General features: G+C 64.2%; 12 protein-coding genes. 8 read left to right on the top strand and 4 right to left on the bottom strand.

The window, feature by feature from the left end; translation table 11 throughout:
- Positions 1 to 82: 82 nt before the first annotated feature.
- Both PspTeo4_RS08665 and PspTeo4_RS08660 read right to left on the bottom strand, forming a co-directional pair.
- Entirely contained in the window at positions 83 to 421 is a 339-nt protein-coding gene (locus PspTeo4_RS08665) for a hypothetical protein (protein WP_322363252.1), read from the bottom strand.
- A gap of 102 nt (positions 422 to 523) precedes the next feature.
- Positions 524 to 922 carry a hypothetical protein gene (locus PspTeo4_RS08660; RefSeq protein ID WP_322363251.1) on the bottom strand — a complete coding sequence of 133 codons (399 nt, stop codon included), beginning with the start codon at positions 920 to 922 and terminating at the stop codon, positions 524 to 526.
- 218 nt (positions 923 to 1,140) lie between these two features.
- Between PspTeo4_RS08660 and PspTeo4_RS08655 the strand changes: the two genes are divergently transcribed.
- From PspTeo4_RS08655 to PspTeo4_RS08645, 3 genes are all read left to right on the top strand, one after another.
- A complete protein-coding gene (locus tag PspTeo4_RS08655) occupies positions 1,141 to 1,623 on the top strand; it encodes an isochorismatase family protein (protein ID WP_322363250.1) in 483 nt (160 codons plus the stop codon).
- 45 nt (positions 1,624 to 1,668) lie between these two features.
- On the top strand, positions 1,669 to 1,869 hold the full coding sequence (locus tag PspTeo4_RS08650; protein ID WP_322363249.1) for a DUF1289 domain-containing protein: 201 nt from the start codon (positions 1,669 to 1,671) through the stop codon (positions 1,867 to 1,869).
- A gap of 161 nt (positions 1,870 to 2,030) precedes the next feature.
- On the top strand, positions 2,031 to 4,838 hold the full coding sequence (locus tag PspTeo4_RS08645; RefSeq protein WP_322363248.1) for an amino acid adenylation domain-containing protein: 2,808 nt from the start codon (positions 2,031 to 2,033) through the stop codon (positions 4,836 to 4,838).
- A gap of 47 nt (positions 4,839 to 4,885) precedes the next feature.
- Here PspTeo4_RS08645 and PspTeo4_RS08640 read toward each other — a convergent pair whose 3' ends face one another.
- Together PspTeo4_RS08640 and PspTeo4_RS08635 are read right to left on the bottom strand one after the other, a co-directional pair.
- Positions 4,886 to 5,227, bottom strand: a complete 342-nt coding sequence (locus PspTeo4_RS08640) for a hypothetical protein (RefSeq protein ID WP_416196944.1) — start codon at positions 5,225 to 5,227, stop codon at positions 4,886 to 4,888.
- 103 nt (positions 5,228 to 5,330) lie between these two features.
- The gene (locus PspTeo4_RS08635) at positions 5,331 to 6,194 is read right to left on the bottom strand and encodes a sensor domain-containing diguanylate cyclase (RefSeq protein WP_322363246.1); all 864 of its coding nucleotides are present in this window, start codon (positions 6,192 to 6,194) and stop codon (positions 5,331 to 5,333) included.
- A gap of 302 nt (positions 6,195 to 6,496) precedes the next feature.
- Between PspTeo4_RS08635 and mnxG the strand changes: the two genes are divergently transcribed.
- Genes mnxG through PspTeo4_RS08610 form a run of 5 tightly spaced genes read left to right on the top strand, consistent with a single transcriptional unit; the run spans position 6,497 to position 17,208 of the window.
- Entirely contained in the window at positions 6,497 to 12,358 is a 5,862-nt protein-coding gene (gene mnxG, locus PspTeo4_RS08630) for a manganese-oxidizing multicopper oxidase MnxG (protein ID WP_322363245.1), read from the top strand.
- 17 nt (positions 12,359 to 12,375) lie between these two features.
- A complete protein-coding gene (locus PspTeo4_RS08625; protein WP_322363244.1) occupies positions 12,376 to 14,352 on the top strand; it encodes a cytochrome D1 domain-containing protein in 1,977 nt (658 codons plus the stop codon).
- Positions 14,349 to 15,014, top strand: coding sequence for an SCO family protein (locus PspTeo4_RS08620; protein ID WP_322363243.1), 666 nt, complete (start codon positions 14,349 to 14,351; stop codon positions 15,012 to 15,014). The genes PspTeo4_RS08625 and PspTeo4_RS08620 overlap by 4 nt, the downstream gene beginning before the upstream one ends.
- The gene (locus PspTeo4_RS08615) at positions 15,011 to 15,676 is read left to right on the top strand and encodes an SCO family protein (RefSeq protein ID WP_322363242.1); all 666 of its coding nucleotides are present in this window, start codon (positions 15,011 to 15,013) and stop codon (positions 15,674 to 15,676) included. Before PspTeo4_RS08620 ends, PspTeo4_RS08615 begins: the two co-directional genes overlap by 4 nt.
- Before the next feature lie 5 nt (positions 15,677 to 15,681).
- Positions 15,682 to 17,208 carry an ABC transporter substrate-binding protein gene (locus PspTeo4_RS08610; protein WP_322363241.1) on the top strand — a complete coding sequence of 509 codons (1,527 nt, stop codon included), beginning with the start codon at positions 15,682 to 15,684 and terminating at the stop codon, positions 17,206 to 17,208.
- Positions 17,209 to 17,211: the final 3 nt, after the last annotated feature.

Raw genomic sequence — 17,211 nt, 5'->3', positions numbered from 1 at the left:
CTGTATCGCCGGCAAGCCGGCTCCCACAAGGACCGCGCCAGCTTTTAGTTATTGAGCAAGAAAGTACCCACATGGACCTTACTCAACTCAACTGGGCGATCAACACTGCATTGCTGTAGATCAGGCTGCCATCACTGGCGCGATGGCCGACCAGGTGAAACTGGCCGCGCTGTTCCTGGCTCAGGTAGACCCGCAAACGGCAGTCGGCCAGCGGCGCATACCCCTCCGGCAATACCAGGTTCAAGGTGTCCATGTCGACATCGACCATGGTTTCGGTCTCATGGCTCTGTTGCAGATACTCTTCCGCCTGCTCCAGCAGCCTGTGGGTCGGGCCTTGTATGTCGAAGTGTATGTCGCCCACTGGGGTGGATTTCTGCGCGGCGTCGCGTTTGCACCAGCCTTCGATGGTTAGCGTACTCATGGCCAATCCTCGTGCTGTAGACCGATTTCGGTCACTGTCGAGGATGTTGACCGCGGCGCCAGATCAGTCGTTCCTGTTTTCTGGGCCGCGGTAGGGGCTGTATTAGCGACGGTAGTAGCGGTGATCGTCTTCGTAGCGGTGGTGCATGGCGCGGTCGTGGTGACGCTCCCAGTAACGGCGGCGCTCTGCTTCGCGGCGGGCTTGCTCGCGGCGCCACTGGTCGCGACGCCATTGTTCCCGGCGCCAGTCGTCGCGTCGGTAATCGTTGCGGTGATCATGGTAGTAACGGTCGTCATGGGCCAGCATCGTCCCTGGTTGCTGGTCTGCCACGCTGGCCAGGCTTGGCCAGGGGTTGCCGGCAGGCCGTGCCGGCGCTTGGACGGCGTCGACTGGCGTTGCGACAACAGGCTGTGCGGTCTTCATGGGTGTTGCGGATGCCGAGCCCACTGCCGCGAAGGCGAACAGGCCAAACAGCACCATCCGTGGGACGTGGAATTTCATGATCGAAGACAACCTCTGATGGACAATGGGACGTGTAACCATGTGGCCGCTGGCAACTTTCCAGCTGCGCCTGTCGAACCGCAGTGGGTTCAAACACATAGACCGATAAATAAAGAAAAGTTCTAACTACGGACCGCATAAATAGCCAACGCCCCCATCACTTGGCACACTGCGCAATCAAACTGATGGCGGCCGCCGTCAGCATTCGGGAGTGTTTAATGCAGCAGGTCTTGCTTATTGTCGATGTGCAGTCGACGTTCAGTCCGCCAGAGTGGCTTGTCGATGGGTTGCGCGCGTTTTCGGCGAAGATCCCCACCATTGCCACGGTGGAAATCCACGATGAGCAGGTGACACCCTTTCAGCGCCAGCTTGGCTGGCACCCAGCTGCGCAGGACGAAAACCTGATCGAGGCCGACAAGGTCTTCATCAAGCACGGTTACGGGCAGACCACCGAAACCATCGAGTACATCAAGCAGTTGGGCGTCGACAGGGTGCTGGTGTGTGGCATGCAGACCGAAACCTGCGTATTGGCGGCCGGCTTTGCACTGTTCGACGCGGGGCTGACACCGACTCTGGTCACCGACCTCACCGTGGGTTCGTCGCTGGACCGGTCGGGAGAACTGGGCATCAAACTGTGGAAGCATCACTTCGGTCACGTCACCACGCGGGCAGAGGTGAATGCCTTGCTGGAGGCGCGTTGAACACGGGTGTTGCTGTATGATCCGCGCCCGATCACGGAGTACCCCATGGCCAAAGACATCGACAACCCTTGCGTCTCGCTGTGCCAGCTCAACAGCGAGCTGTGCGTGAGCTGTGGCCGCACCCGGGAAGAAATCCGCAAGTGGCGCGGCATGAAACGCCCGGAGAAGATGGCGACCGTGCAGCGGGCCGCCACGCGCATGAAGGCCATTGCCAAGAAAAATGCCAAGCAGCAACGCAACGCCTGAGCACTGGAGCGGGCAAATCCGCTCCCTCTGGGCCTGCCCGGCATTGGCGTCAACGGCCACCGTGCACTAACGTTCTGTCATTCGTCCTGCGGTTTGCGCCGCTCTGGATTAGCGGTTCTTCACGTTAGCCACGTACCGATCTCGCGGAGCAGACAGCCACCATGCAGGATTTGCGTCCAGACCCGACACTGCGCCTGGAATACCGTGCCGAGCGCCCGATCTTCCAGGATTTCCTGCATCAGGCCAGCCACACGCCCGATGCCACCGCGATCATCGCCCACGACACCACCTGCAGCTACCGCGAACTTGAAGCGATAAGCCAGGCCGTAGCCGCTTTCTTGCTGGCCAAAGGTGCCAAACGCAGTGACCGGGTAGTGATCGTCTCCAGCCGTTGTGCCAGCTTGGTCTATGCCATGCTCGGCGCCTTGCGCGCGGGGTTGACCTTCACCATCGCCGACGCGGCTTATCCGCCGGCGCGGGTGAGCCAGATCATCCACACGTTGCAGCCGGCGCTGGTACTGCTGTGTGGGGAGGCACGGCTCGAACTCGACCCATCGGGCCCGCAGCCTGGCTTGATCGAGGTACCTGAAATGCCGGGTGAGGCCCTGGGGCGTTTTGCCGGCGAGTATCCGCCGCTACCCCAAGTCGACCCCAACCAACCGGCTTACATCACCTTCACCTCCGGCAGCACTGGGGTTCCCAAGGGGGTGGTGACCCACCATGCACCGCTGGTTCATTTCATCGACTGGCATGTGCGGCACCACGGCTTCAGCCGCGACGATTGCTTCTCCATGCTTTCTGGGCTGGGCCATGACCCGGTGTACCGGGATGTTTTCACGCCGTTGTCGATTGGAGCGAAAATCATCTGCCCGGCCCAGGCGACCCTGACCAACCCGGCGGCGCTGGCGGCCTGGATCGCGCAGCAGGGTGTTTCGGTCATGCACCTGACGCCGCCGTTGGGCAAACTCGTCGAAACCGGTGCCCGAATGAATGGCCAGGTGTTCGAGCGCCTGCGTTACCTGTTCTGGGGCGGCGATGCCCTGAGCCCAGCGCTGTTCCAGCAGATACGCGCCGTCGCCCCGTTCGCCGCCAGCGTGAACTTCTATGGCACCACTGAAACCCCGCAGGCCATGGCGTTCCACCCGGTCGACCCACATACCGAAAGCGGCAAGATCCCGCTGGGCAAAGGCATCGATGGCGCACAGCTACTGCTGGTGAACGAGGCCAGGCAACTGGTCGGCGAAGGCGAAGTAGGCGAGATCTACATCCGCAGCCCCTACCTGTCGCTGGGCTACTGGGGCGATACCGCGCTAACCGGGGACAAGTTCGTGGTGAACCCGTTCACCGGTGCCGCCAATGACATCTGTTATCGCACCGGTGACCTTGGCACTTACCTTGAAGACGGCAGCGTCAGCTTCCTCGGACGTGCCGACAGCCAGGTAAAAATTCGCGGGCATCGCATCGAGCTGGCAGAAATCGAAAACGCCATCGCCCGCCATCCACGGGTCAAACAGTGCGTCGTGCTGGCCAACCACGACAGTTCCATGATCCGGTTGGTGGCCTATTGCGTGCCCGCGCAGCCCGTGACGGCACCCGAGTTGCGTGACGCATTGGCAGACGAGCTGCCGGACTACATGGTGCCGGCCCTGTTCGTGTTCCTTGATGCGATACCCCTGACACCCAATGGCAAGATAGACAAACGGGCCTTGCCGCCGGCATTCGACAAGCCTTCGACGGCAGACAACGCTGCCCATGAGCTGTCACCGACTGCGCTGAGACTCAGCGAGGCCTGGGCGCGGATCCTCCAGGTGCCGAGCGTCGATGCCAACCTGACCTTCGTCGAGCTGGGCGGTGATTCGCTGTCCTTCGTCCAGGCTTCCATGGTGCTGGAGGAGCTGCTGGGCCAGCTGCCGGATCGCTGGGAGAGCACGCCGGTCAAAGCGCTGGCTGAAATGGCCGGCCAGGTGAAGCCATCAAAAGTGGCGACCCGTGCCATGGAGGTGCCGGTTCTGTTGCGGGTGCTGTGCATCATCCTGATCGTCGTCGGGCATTTCCAGGTGGTCGACAACTGGCGGGTGGTGGGGGAGACCTCGGTACTGTTCCTGATCTCCGGCCTGAGCCTGGCCAGGTTTCAGCTGCGGGCCATCGACGAACGCGGCGACGCCCGCAGCCTGGTGAAGTCCGTCGCCACCATCGCGGTGCCAACCATCGGTTACAACGTGCTGACCCAGGTGGTGTTCGACACCTTCCATTGGCAGTCGCTGTTCTTGATAAACAACTGGTACACGGCGGCAGAGGTTGGCATTTTCAACTCCTGGTACATCGAAGTGCTGCTGCAGATGATCGTCATCATCGGGCTGGTGCTGTCGATTGACCGGGTTCGCAAGTGGGTCATGGCCAACCCGTTCCGCAACCTGGTGCTGGCGTCCTGTGCGCTGATGGTACTGGATGTGCTGCTGAAGCTGTTCGTGTTCGATGCCACGGCGCTGTTCAACCGGGTACCCCAGCATTTCCTGCCAATCATGGTGTTGGGTATGGCAGTTCACTTTGCCGACACCACCTCGCGCAAATGGGTCGTCAGCGCAGTGGCGGCGCTGCTGATCGGCGAGATGGACCTGGCCGCAATCCTGGACCATGGCTGGGAAGAGGTGGCGCAATTGGGGCTCATCGACATCGCGCTGCCGGCAATACTGGCGCTGATCTGGCTGCGACCGGTCGCGGTGCCTGCAATCGTCGCCAAGGTGGGGGCGGCCATCGCCGCGTCGACCTTGTACATCTACCTGACGCACTTCCAGTTCCAGTCCGTGGCCCGGCGCCTGTTCGATCAGCCAGTGTTCGCGGTGGTGCTGGCCATCGCCGGTGGTGTGCTGGTGGGGTATTGCTGGAACAAGGTGGTGAGCTTTGCCGTAATGCGCTGGAATGGCTTGGGGCAAAAGCGTCGCGCCGATACCGCAGAACCTGTGGCGTGAGGCTTGCGTCACCTGCCGAGCGCGCCCGGCAGGTGACGCGGCAGAGGTTACTGCGCGTTCTTGAACTTGATCACATCACCGGAAATGGTGGTGGTGTAGCCGTTGAGGACCCAGGCCCAGAACCACTTTTCCTGCACTTGCGTGTTGATCAGCGCATCACCGCCCTTGGCCTTGATGGCAGCTTCCTGTGCGCGGACGAAACGGCTGTTCTGGCGAATTGGAATGAGGCCGAACAGCATGAGGCCGGTGGCGCTTGCCTGGCTGTGACCGATCACGGTGTACTCGCTGCTGTCATGGTGCTCCGAGTGGATCGGTGCGCCGGTGCAACCTGCCAGAACCAGGCCGAGAACGCTTGCTGCTACACACTTGCTGAGGTACTTCACTGACATCTCCATGGCACAAAGGCCGGGATCCAATTCCCGGGGGCGACACTCTAGCGGCATGCCTCGCGGATTGAAAGTCGAGTGATGGCAATTTGCCAATCTTTCATCTTCAGCCTGTGCTGGAGCGTTGCCGTTTGACTCGGTACATCTCGCCATCGGCCCGGCTCAGCAGGGTATCGGCATCGTCCCCATCCTCGGGGTAGCAGGCCACGCCAATGCTGCAGGACGGCATGCTCAGCCCATTGAATTCGGCGCCCAGTGGCTCGGCCATGACGGCAAGTATCTGCGCGACTTTCTCGGTTACCGCGGTTTGCGACTGGACATCAGTCAGCAGCACCGTGAACTCGTCACCCCCCATGCGCGCGACCGTGTCGGTTTCCCGCACGCACCCTTGCAGCCGCTGGGCAATCATGCACAGCACGCGGTCGCCCATGGCGTGGCCGTGGGCGTCGTTGATGCGCTTGAAATCGTTGATGTCCAGAAACAGCAACGCCAGGCTGCGGTTGTGCCGCTGCGCCGCCTTCAGCGCCGACTCCAGCCGGTCATTGAAGATCGAGCGGTTGGTCAGCTTGGTCAGCGGGTCGTGGTGGGCGAGAAAGCGCAGGTCTTCCTCGGCCTTGGTCAGGGCCGACACGTTGCGCGCGACACCGATGCGTGCGCCCACTTCTTCGGACCAGAACGCCGACCACAGTATGTGTACAACGCCGCCATCCTTGCGCAGGTAGCGGTTGCGAAAGTCGAAGTGGGGCTGGCCGTTCATGACCCGGATGATCGAGGCGCGGGTGGCTGCCAGGTCGTCCGGGTGCATGTAGTCGGTGATCAGCGTGCCGACCAGTTCGTCGGCACGGTAACCCAGTAGCGCTTCGCAGGCGTCGCTGACGAACACGATCTGGTTGTCCCGGTCGACCACGAACACGGTGTCCAGCATCAGGTGGATCAGTTTTGGGTAGAGTGCTTGCAGGTCGACGGGCATCGGCAACGGTGTCCTGTGCGTAGCGCTTGATCATAGCCCGGTCAGGAATGGGGCGGCGTGTAATCCTGCAGATATCCGGGGGGATTGCGCAAGAGCCAGTGCAAGCTGTAAATGCGAAGCGAAAGCACCCTACCTACGACTCGCGCCTGTCAGCACTTCCCCCCAATTGGGGAATAGGGTTGGGGAATCCTCCCCAATTCGTTTCGATTGATCTCATAACTATCTGAAAATATTAGTATTTATTAGATGGCACACACCTTGCTCCGTCTCCTCGCAGATTTCCTGTGTCCCGGAGGTGCAGCATGTCGACCCCGATCAAAGGCTCAGTCCTGACCTCACTCGTGTTGGCCGTGCTCGGCTGGCAGGCTACCAGCGAAGCGGCTGTGCAGTGCCAGCGCACCTTGGTGGCCAACGTGGTGGCACTGGACCAGCCGCTGATGTTCAACCGCCTCGGCGCGCAAAACGCCAACGGCATGATGTTCGCGCTCCGCCAGGATGTGGTGGACGAAAACCTGGTGCCGCTGAGCAAGGGCGGCGCAGCCGTACCCGGCAAGGTCACCCTGCGCCCGGACAAGCGCCCGCGGCCCATCGTGCTGCGGGTGGCCGCGGGTGATTGCCTGACCGTCAACCTGACCAACCTGCTGGACTACAAGGCCAACCCCAACAAGCACGGGATCGACCACGACGAAAACGAAGTCGAAGGCGAGGAAGAGGAAGAAGGCCCGGAAATCGACAACGAAGGCGGGGAGAACTTCGTCGCCGATGAACAGGTGACCGACCGCCACGTCGGCTTCCAGGTCAATGGCATGCAAGCGGTCAACGGCATCGGCGATATCGCCGCCAACACCGGCCGCAACGGCAACTTCCTGGTGTCACCCGGCAACACCCGCAGCTATACCCTGTACGCCGAGCGCGAAGGGGCCTTCGCTGCCACCAGCCAGGGCGCCACCTTCGGCGGCCAGGGCAACGCCGGCAACGTCGCCAACGGCCTGTTCGGCCAGGTGGTGGTGGTCCCCAAAGGTGGGCGCACCTACCGCAACACCCTGACCGAAGAAGAGATGCGCCTGGCCACCAACGGCCGAACCGCCACCGGCCAGCCGGTGATCGACTACGAGGCGCGCTACCCGCAGGTGGAGCCGTGGATCGCCGAGGGCAAGGCAGGCCGCCCGATCATCGCGATGGTCGACGGCAACGAGATCCTCAGCAGCGAGACCGACGCCATCGTCATGGGCCCCAACGCCGACGGCAGTTTCCCGCGTTCGACCTACCCGCTGGAAAGCATCAACAAGCGCAACCCGGCACTGCCCAACCGTCTGGAGGCGTTCCGCGACTTCGCCTCGCAGTTCGCCGATGAGGTGGCGGCCACCCAAGCCTTCCCAGGCTACTGGGCCGACCCGATCATGGGCCATGTGCTGGAGCCGACCCGCGACTCGTTCATGATCAACTACGGCTCTGGCGGCATGGGCGCCGAAGTGGTGGCCAACCGCCTGGGCGTGGGGCCGATGCACGACTGCCTGTCGTGCGCCTATGAAGAGTTCTTCCTCAGCGCCCACACCGTCGGTGATATCGGCACCCTGGTGGACGTGCCGGCCAACGTCGGCCTCGAGAACATCCGCCCAGGCGAAGTGCCGCCGGCCAGTGCCACCGGGGTCAAGGCCAGCATGGCGCTGTACCCGGCGGAACCTGCCAACGTGCACCACAGCTACATCGGTGACTTCACCAAGTTCCGCAACACCCACAACGGCCATGAACAGCACATCTTCCATTTGCACGGGCACCAATGGCTGTTCAACCCCAACGACGACAACTCCGACTACATCGATGCCCAGGGTATCGGGCCAGGTGTCGGCTACACCTACGAGATCGCCAACGGTGGCTCGGGCAACCGTAACCGCGTGGCGGGTGATGCCATCTACCACTGCCACTTCTACCCGCACTTCGCCCAAGGCATGTGGGCCATGTGGCGGGTGCACGATGTGTTCGAGGAAGGCACTCGCCTGGAAGTGAGCGGGCAGAGTGAAAGCGGCTACCACAGTACCCCGTTCGCCCTGCGCAGCGGCAAACCGGCCGCCGGCGCCCGGGCCTTGCCGGACGGCGAGATCGTCGCCGGCACGCCTATCCCTGCCATCGTGCCGCTACCCGGCAAGGCCATGGCGCCGATGCCAGGCAAGGTCGTGGTGGTGCCCAAGCTCGCCGAAACGCTGGTGGCCGAGCAGGACGATGACGACGAAGGTGAAGAGGAGGGTGATGACGACCATGGCCATGAGCCGGCAGCGCCCAAGGCGGTGGGCTCCCTGGCGCTGGTTGACCGTAGCGAGTCCAACCGCAATGTCGACGGCAGCCTGAAAAACCCCGGCTATCCGTTCTGGATCGGCGGCATGGAAAGCAGCGTTGGCCAACGTCCACCAACTCCGCCGCTGGACATGCTCGACCCGGCACTGGCCCGGCAACTGAAGGACAGCGGCAAGGCCCTGTGGGCTAACCTCGACCCGAACCAGGTCGACGGTTGGGACGGTGGCCTTGGCCGTCACGCCCTGGACGGTGTGTCCGCCGGTGGCGAAGCCGAGACCACCACCACCAAGCTGGACTTCTCCAAGGTGGTGCACAAGGCCAAGCCGATCTACCTGCCGGAAGAGGGCACCGATGTCGAGCAGGCGGCCATGCAGTTCCACGCCAAGGCCGAGCACCCAAGCTTCGCGCTCATTCCGGGCAGCCAACCGGTGGCCAAGGCGTTCCGCACCAACGGCGCACTGCCAACCGCTGGCGCGCCTTTCTATGAACCGTGCATGGACGACCGGGGCAAACGCCTGACCCAGACTTCGGGCGCCGGCGACTTCTTCAGCGGTGAAAGCCTTACCGGCATGAACTTCCGTGGCGCGTCCACCTTCACCGCCGACCGCCCACGCATCTACAAGGGCGCTAACATCCAGTTCGACGCGGTGTACAACAAGGTCGGCTACCACTTCCCGCAGGCGCGCATCCTGGCCCTGTGGGAAGACGCCTGGCCGGTCATCACCAAGCAGCGCCCACCAGAGCCGCTGGTGATGCGCATGAACACCTTCGACTGCACCATGTACACCCACACCAACCTGATCCCGTCGTTCTATGAAATGGACGACTACCAGGTGCGTACCCCGACCGACGTGATCGGCCAGCACATTCACCTGCCCAAGTGGGACCTCACCGCGGCCGACGGTTCGGCCAACGGCTGGAACTACGAAGACGGCATTCTCTCGCCCGGCAGCGTGGTAGAGCGTGTGGCGGCCATCCGCTCGTTCAACAACTGCAGCGAAGGCGACGCCCGCGATGGCACCGCCGCCTGCCCGAAAGCCAAGCAGCACCCGTACTTCGGCCGCTTCGGCAGGGCCGACTGGCTGGGCGCACGCACGGCCATGCAGCGCTGGTTCGCAGACCCGCTGGTCAACGTGTTCAACGTCGACCGTGGCCTGGGCACCATCTTCACCCACGACCACCTCGGCCCATCGACCCACCAGCAACTGGGCCTGTATGCCACCGTGCTGGCCGAACCTGCAGGCTCCACCTGGTACCACGCCGAAACCGGCGAGCAGCTGTACAACCCGGCCCTGCGCCAGGACGGCGGCCCGACCTCGTGGCAGGCGGTGATCCAGACCGGCGACCATGACGGCGACGGCAAGAACGACAGCTACCGTGAGTTCTTCCTCGAGTACAGCGACTTCCAGCACGCCTATGAAGCCGGTGTGTACGTGGGCGCAGGCCCTGACGGCATCCCCAATGGCCAGTCGTTCCCGGCCACTGCCGACAGTTTCCGCTATGCCATCAACCCGCCGGTACGGCAGAAGGCCTCGAACCTGCTGGAGTCGGTGGTCGAATCCCGCGGCGGCTTGAACCCAGGCTGCCCGACCCGGCCGTGCCCACAGGCGATTTCGGTGGATGACCCAGGCATGTTCGTCGTCAACTACCGCAACGAGCCGCTGGCGCTGCGGGTGTTCGACCCCAACAAGGTGGCCCCGGACGGCAAGCGTGGCATGCAGGCCGATGGCCTGGGCGGCGATCTGGGCTATGCCCTGCAAAGCCGCACCGACCGCGCCATTCCGGCGATGAACCTGGCGCCGTCGGCCATCACCCAGGCGGTCGGCCCAACCGGTGGCACCACGCTGTTCCCACCGCACATCAACAAGGCCGGCAGCGAACCGGGCGACCCGTTCACGCCACTGCTGCGCACCTACTCCGGCGACAACGTGCGGCTGCGCATGCACGCCGGTGGCCATGAAGAGGAGCACAACGTCACCCTGCACGGCGTCAAGTGGCTGCAGAACGGCACAGGCTTCGGCAACAGCTCCAACTCGGGGTGGAAGTCGTCGCAGATGATCGGTATCTCCGAACAGCTGGGCTTCATGGCGCCGGTGTCGATGATCTCCAGCTCCGCCGCCACCAATGGCGACTACCTTTACTCTCTCGATGCCGCGCTGGAAGGCTACTGGAACGGTATCTGGGGCATCATGCGCAACTACACCGCGCAGCGTGCCGACCTGTTCCCGCTGCCGAACAACCCGCAACCGGTGGCCATGCGCAATACCGTCAACTTCGACGGCATCTGCCCGAAAACCACCGCCAATGCCAACGGCATCGGCACCCGCACAACGGTCAAGCGCAACTATGAGATCGTTGCCGCACTGGCCAACGACATTCTGGAAAACCGCCACGGCGTCAGCATCAACGACCCCGCAGGCATCGGCCAGCATGTGGGCGGGGCATTGAAAGCCAACGGCGGCACCCTGGTGTTCAACAGCCGCAAGACCAGCATCCCGCAGGTGACGGTGACCGACGAGGAAGATGGCACCACCTTCACGGTCGGCGGGCACAGCGCGCCGCTGCACGACCCGACCGCCGTGCTGTACGTGCGCAAGGCCGACCTGGACACCACCACCGGCAAGCTCAAGGCCGGGGTGCCGGTGGAGCCGCTGGTACTGCGTGCCAACGCGGGCGACTGCATCAGCATCACCCTGGAAAACCGCCTGCCGATGGTCATGCCGGACCTGCCCAGCACCGCCGTGATGCAGAACGTGGTCAAGCGCAACCGCTTCGACAGTGAAGGCTCGACGGCTTTCAACAACAACCTGATGCGCCCGTCCAGCCATGTGGGCCTGCACGCCCAGCTGCTGGCGTACGACATCACCAAGTCCGATGGTGTCAACGTCGGCCTGAACCCGGTGCAGACCGTCGCCCCGCGCAGTGGCAGCAGCGGTGCCTACCCGACCCGGGTGTACCAGTACTACGCCGGGCACCTGGAGCGTGAAGGCAAACCGGTGCTGCAACTGGGCCGCACGGTGGACAACATCAACACGACGGCCATCGAGTTCGGCGGCCTCAACCTGACCCCGGCGGACGTCATCAAGCAGCCGCAGAAGGGCCTGGTGGGCGCCATGAGCATCCTGCCGCAAACCGCCACCTGGACCGAGGACACGGCCAGTCGTGCCCAGTCCACCGTCAAGGTCAGTGGCCAGCCGGACTACCGCGACTTCGTCACGGTCTGGCAGCGCTCGATGAACATGCGTTGGGCCGATGGCCGTCCGGTGGAGGGGATCGCCACCGAAGGCAACGGCGTACCGGGCGACCCGAAAGACAACGGCAACATGGCCATGAACTACAAGACCGAGCCGCTGTGGCTGCGCTTCGGCCTGGCCCCGGACGCACCGTTCGGTCACGCCGATGGCTTTGGCTTCGCCGATGTGCCCAACGCCCACATGGCCTACAGCAACGACCTGGTCGGCGGTGACCCGCAGACTCCAGTGCTCTGGGCCAAGCCGGGCCAGCCAGTGCGCAGCCATGTGGTCATGCCCAGCGGCGGCAGCCGTGGCATCACCTACCAGCTGGACGGGCACCTGTGGCCACTGCACGCCTACCAGGCAGAGAAGAACGATGCCAACGGTTACCCCATGAACCTGCCGGGGATCGGCTCGGTGCGCTTCGGCTACAACCCGATGTCGATGTACATCGGTGCCCAGGAAAGCGTGCTGCCGGCGGCGCACTTCAGCTTCATGCTGCCAAGTGCCGGGGGAGCCAACGCTGTGCCAGGCGACTACCTGTTCCGCGACTATGCAGCCTACGGCAACACCTCGGGGTTGTGGGGCATCCTGCGGGTCACCAACGAAGCACCGCCGGCAACGGCACAAGCGCAGTAACTGAGGGGAACGCGAGCATGAACAAGAAGACTCGCCCTGCTTTGCTGGGGGTAATGTTGGGAGCTGCACTGATCGGCCTGGGCGTTGCGTACGAAAAGCTCTGGTGTGACCCACGTGAGCTACTGCAGGAGTCTGCCGACGAGCAGGCCCTGCACCGGCTCAGCCGGGACGGCGTCATCGTAGAGTTCGAGGCCCGGCCGCTGGCCGGCGGCGAGTTGCGCGAAGGCGACTTCGCCAACATCCGCTTTAAGGTCAGCGACCAAAGCAGCGGCCAGCCATTGTCGGGCATGGCTCCGGGGGCCTGGATCGACCCGGCCCAGTCGGCACCCACCGAGGACCGCGACAGCAGCTGCAAGGCACGGGTGGCGTTGTTCCTCAAAAGCAGTATCGGCGCCCGGCCGTTGCTCGACCTCAACAGCTACTTCCTGCTGGTGCTGAACAAAGACGCCAGTCTGACCGTGATCGACCCGACCGTCTCGGTGGGCGGGGTAACCAGCACCATGGCCCGCATCGAGCTGCCGGGGAGGCCCATGGACTGGGCGGCCACCAGCGATGACAAGCAGGTGTTCGTGTCGATTCCCGAGCGCGGCAAGGTGGCGGTGATCGACACCGAAACCTTCACCCGCGTGGCGACGCTTGATGCAGGCGAGCAACCGGTTCGCGTGGCGTTGCAGCCAGACCAGCACCGGCTGTGGGTCGGCAACAACAGCGATGACCCGGCCAAGGGCGGAGTGACTGTGATCGACGTGCCTGGGCGCACGACGCTGAAGACCTTCGCCACCGGCTCTGGCCACCACGAGATCGCTTTCAGCGGCGACTCGCGCTACGCCTTCGTCACCAACCGCGACGGCGGCACCCTCAGCGTCATCGATATTCCCGAAATGCGCCTGCTCAAGACCCTCGAGGTAGGCCCGCATCCTCTGTCGGTGGCTTACTCACCGCTGTCCCAGGCGGTCTACGTGGTCGATGGCAAGGAGGGCTCGGTGCGCGTGTTCGATGCCCGCAGCCACCACCTGCGCCACACCATCAAGGCAGAACAGGGCCTGGGGCCGATGCGCTTCAGCAGCGATGGCCGCTACGGCATCGTGCTCAACACCCTGGAAAACCAGGCCCTGGTGATCGATGCCAGCACCGACGCGTTGATCCATCGCATTCCGGTGGCGGCCGAACCGTACCAGCTGACCTTCACCAAAGGCTATGCCTACGTGCGCGGCCTGGCTTCGCCCAAGGTCAGCATGATCAACCTCAGCAGCCTGGGCGAGGGCCGTGAGCCGATCGTCCAGGGCTTCGAGGCTGGCCCCGCCGCGCCGCGTCAGGCCGGTGACTTGCCGCTGGCCCAGGGCTTGTCGGTCTCGCGCGACGACAATTCGGTGTTCGTGGTCAACCCGGTGGACAACACCACCTACTTCTATGCCGAGGGCATGAATGCGCCGATGTCCGGCTACAACAACCGGGGCCACCAGGCTCGTGCGGCCATCGTGGTCGACCGCAGCCTGCGCGAAGTGGCGCCGGGTGTGTACGGCTCGACGGTGAAACTGCCGGCGGCGGGTAAGTTCGATGTGGCCTTCCTGCTCAACCAACCGCAGATCATCCACTGCTTCAGCACCGACGTGACCAGCACTCCCAATGCGGCCCGACGCAAAGGCGCACATGCTGAGTTCATCGGTACCGAACAGCCACTGGCACAGCGTGGCGCCTACACCGCGCGGGTGCGCATCGTCGGTGATGATGGCAAACCCCGTGAAGGCCTGAGCGACTTGAGCCTGCGTTACTTCCTCGCGCCGTCTTCGATGCCGCGCTCCCAGGCACTCAAGGAAGTCGGTGATGGGGTCTACCAGGCCGCACTGGAACTGCCCGAGGCGGGCGCCTGGTACCTGCACGTGCAGTCGCCATCGTTGGGCCGCAAGTTCGCCGAAGAAAACTACACCAGCCTGCGCGTCCTGCCGGCCGCAGCGTCTACTGCCTCCCAAGCTGAAACAAGGAGTGTGCGATGAACAGCCTGCATGCCTGCAAACTGCTTGCCCTGAGCCTGACGCTTGCCAGCAACCTGGCCCTGGCCCACGCAAATCACGACCACAGCGGCGCTGCCGAACAACCGCCAGCGGCGCATCAGGAAAAGGCCAGCGTACGCTTCGCCGATGTGGCACTGCTGAACCAGGACGGCATGCCGGTGCGCCTGGAGAAGGACCTGGTGGGCGACCGCCTGGTGGTCATGGGCTTCATCTACACCAGTTGCACCACGGTGTGCCCGGTGGTGTCGTCGATCATGGGCAAGGTCCAGCAGCAACTGGGTGGGCGCGTGGGGGAAGAGATCCAGTTGGTGTCGATCAGCGTCGACCCCCAGCGCGATGACGCCAAACGCCTGCAGAACTACGCCAAGGCGTTCCAGCACGGGCCGGGCTGGAGCTGGCTGACCGGCTCGCCCTATGCCATCACCGAAACCCTCAAAGGCCTGGGCAGCTTCAGTGCCGACCTACGCCAGCACCCACCACTGATTCTGGTGGGCGACGGGCGCAGCGGCCACTGGACGCGCTACTACGGTTTCACCGACCCCGCCGTGCTGATCGAGGAAATCAACCGCCTCAGTGCCCGCCGGGTACACGCCAAGAGCTCGGCGTTCGCCGTCACCCCTGAGCATTCCGAGGTGCAACCATGAGCAGCCTGACTTCCCGCCGTTGCGGCATGCGTAGTTTCGACTGGCTGGTATTGGGCGCGTGCCTGTGGATCCTCACCTCGGTGGCGCTGGCCCACGAAGGGCATGCCTCGGATGCGCCGTCCCCACAACCGGCGCCCCAGGCCTACAGCAGTGGCGCAGGCACCCGCGATGCCCAGACCTGGTTCACTGACACGCTTCTCAAGGACCAGAACGGCCGCGAGCTGCGTTTCTACAGTGATGTGCTCAAGGACAAGGTGGTGATGCTGAACGTGATCTTCACCCACTGCAACGACGCCTGCCCGCTGATCACCCGCAAATTGCGTGAGGTACGTACCGCCATGGGGCCCGAGCTGGCCAGCCAGGTGACCTTCATCTCGATCAGCAGCGACCCGCTCAACGACACGCCCGCCGCGCTCAAGACCTTTGCCGAGAAGCAGGGGGTCGATGGCCCCAACTGGCTGTTCCTGACCGGCGATAAAGCCAACGTCGACCTGGTGCTGGGCCGCATCGGCCAGTTCCTGCCCAGCCCCGAGCAGCACTCGACGCAGTTGATTGCCGGGGATGTGGCCGGCAAGCGCTGGAGCAAGATCCGCCCGGATGCACCGCCCGCGGCCATCGCCCAGCGCATGCAGCTGTTGACCCAACCGTTGGCTGGGCGTTAGCCGCCATGAACACAGCAAGAGTCCTGGCATTGACCATGGGCCTGACCCTGTGCAGTTCAGCCCTGGCCCTGGACCTGACCGAGCACGAGCAGGCCGGCAAGCGGCTTTACCGCGAAGGGGTGTCGAGCAGTGATGCCCAACTACTGGCGCGGGTCGGTGCCAGCGGCATGAGCGTGCCCGCCAGCGTGCTGCCCTGTGCCAGTTGCCATGGCACCGACGGCCGTGGCCGCGCCGAAGGCGGGGTCAAGCCACCCAGCCTCGACTGGCAGCGCCTGGCGCTGGGCCAGGGCCAGCGACAGGCCAATGGCCGCAGCTACCCGGCCTACAGCGAGGGCACGCTGGCGCGGGCGATCCAGCACGGTGTCGACCCCGCCGGCAACCGCCTGGATGCGGCCATGCCGCGTTTCGAGCTGACCCTGGCCGACCAGCGCAACCTGACGGCCTATCTCAAGCGGCTGAGTGATGAACGCGACCCCGGCGTGGAGGAAAGCGTATTGCGTCTGGGCACGTTGCTGCCCGGTAGCGGCCCTTTGGCCGACGCGGGCCATGTGGTGCGCGCCGTCATCGAAGATGGCCTGGCCCAACTCAATGAACAGGGTGGTATCCATGGCCGGCGCCTGGAACTGGTGGTGCTTGACCCAGGCAATGACACCGCCAGCGCCAGCCAGGCACTCAACCGCCTGGTGGACGAGCAGCAGGTGTTTGCCTTGATATCGCCGCTGGCCCCGATGCTCGATGAACAGCTGGTGACTGCGTTGGAGCAACACGACGTACCGTTGGTGGGCAGTACTCCCCGTAGCGGCGGCAGCGCACAGATTTTCGACCCGCTGCCAGGTTTGCCCACACAGTTGCTGAGCCTGGCCGAGCACGCGCGCAATGCGCTGGGTGTGCCAGCGGACGGTTTGCGGGTGGTGTACGCCGGTGCCGAGCAGGCGGCGTTGGCCGAGCAGGTGCGCGAGCGCTTGCAGCAACAGGGCTGGGCCACTGGGCCGGTGCAGGCATTCGCCGGCCAGGCGGTGGACGGGCAGGGTGTGGTGTTCGTGGGCCGTGCCCCGGCCTTCGCTGAACTGGCCAATGCGTTACAGGCTTCCGGCCGCGAGCCTTACCTGCTGGCGGCCTCCAGCCAGGTGGCAGGCGCCGTGGCGCAGTTGCCGGCACACTGGTCGCAACGGGTGTTTCTGGCTTATCCGTATGTGCCCGATGACTGGACCGAACACGGCCTGGCCACCCTTTCCGGCGTACAACGGCGCCAGGGCCTGGACCCGCGCCAGGCATCGCTGCAGGTCAACACCCTATGTGCCTTGCGGCTATTGACCGAGGCCCTGAAACAGATCGGCCGCGACGCCAGCCGTGAACAACTGGTTGCTGCCCTGGAGGGGCTGCACGACGTCAGCACCGGCCTGACCCCGGCCCTGGGCTTTGGCCCCGGTCGCCGTCAGGGTATGGCTGGTGCCCATGTGGTGGCGGTGGCCCTGCCTGGGCCGCGCTTCACATCCGTAGCCCCGTACCGGCCGTTGCCGGATATGCCTTGAGCG

It is taken from the genome of Pseudomonas sp. Teo4, from assembly GCF_034387475.1.
Lineage (GTDB): Bacteria > Pseudomonadota > Gammaproteobacteria > Pseudomonadales > Pseudomonadaceae > Aquipseudomonas.
Note: the sequence above shows the minus strand (reverse complement) of the source record. Positions and strands in the feature narration are given on the sequence as shown.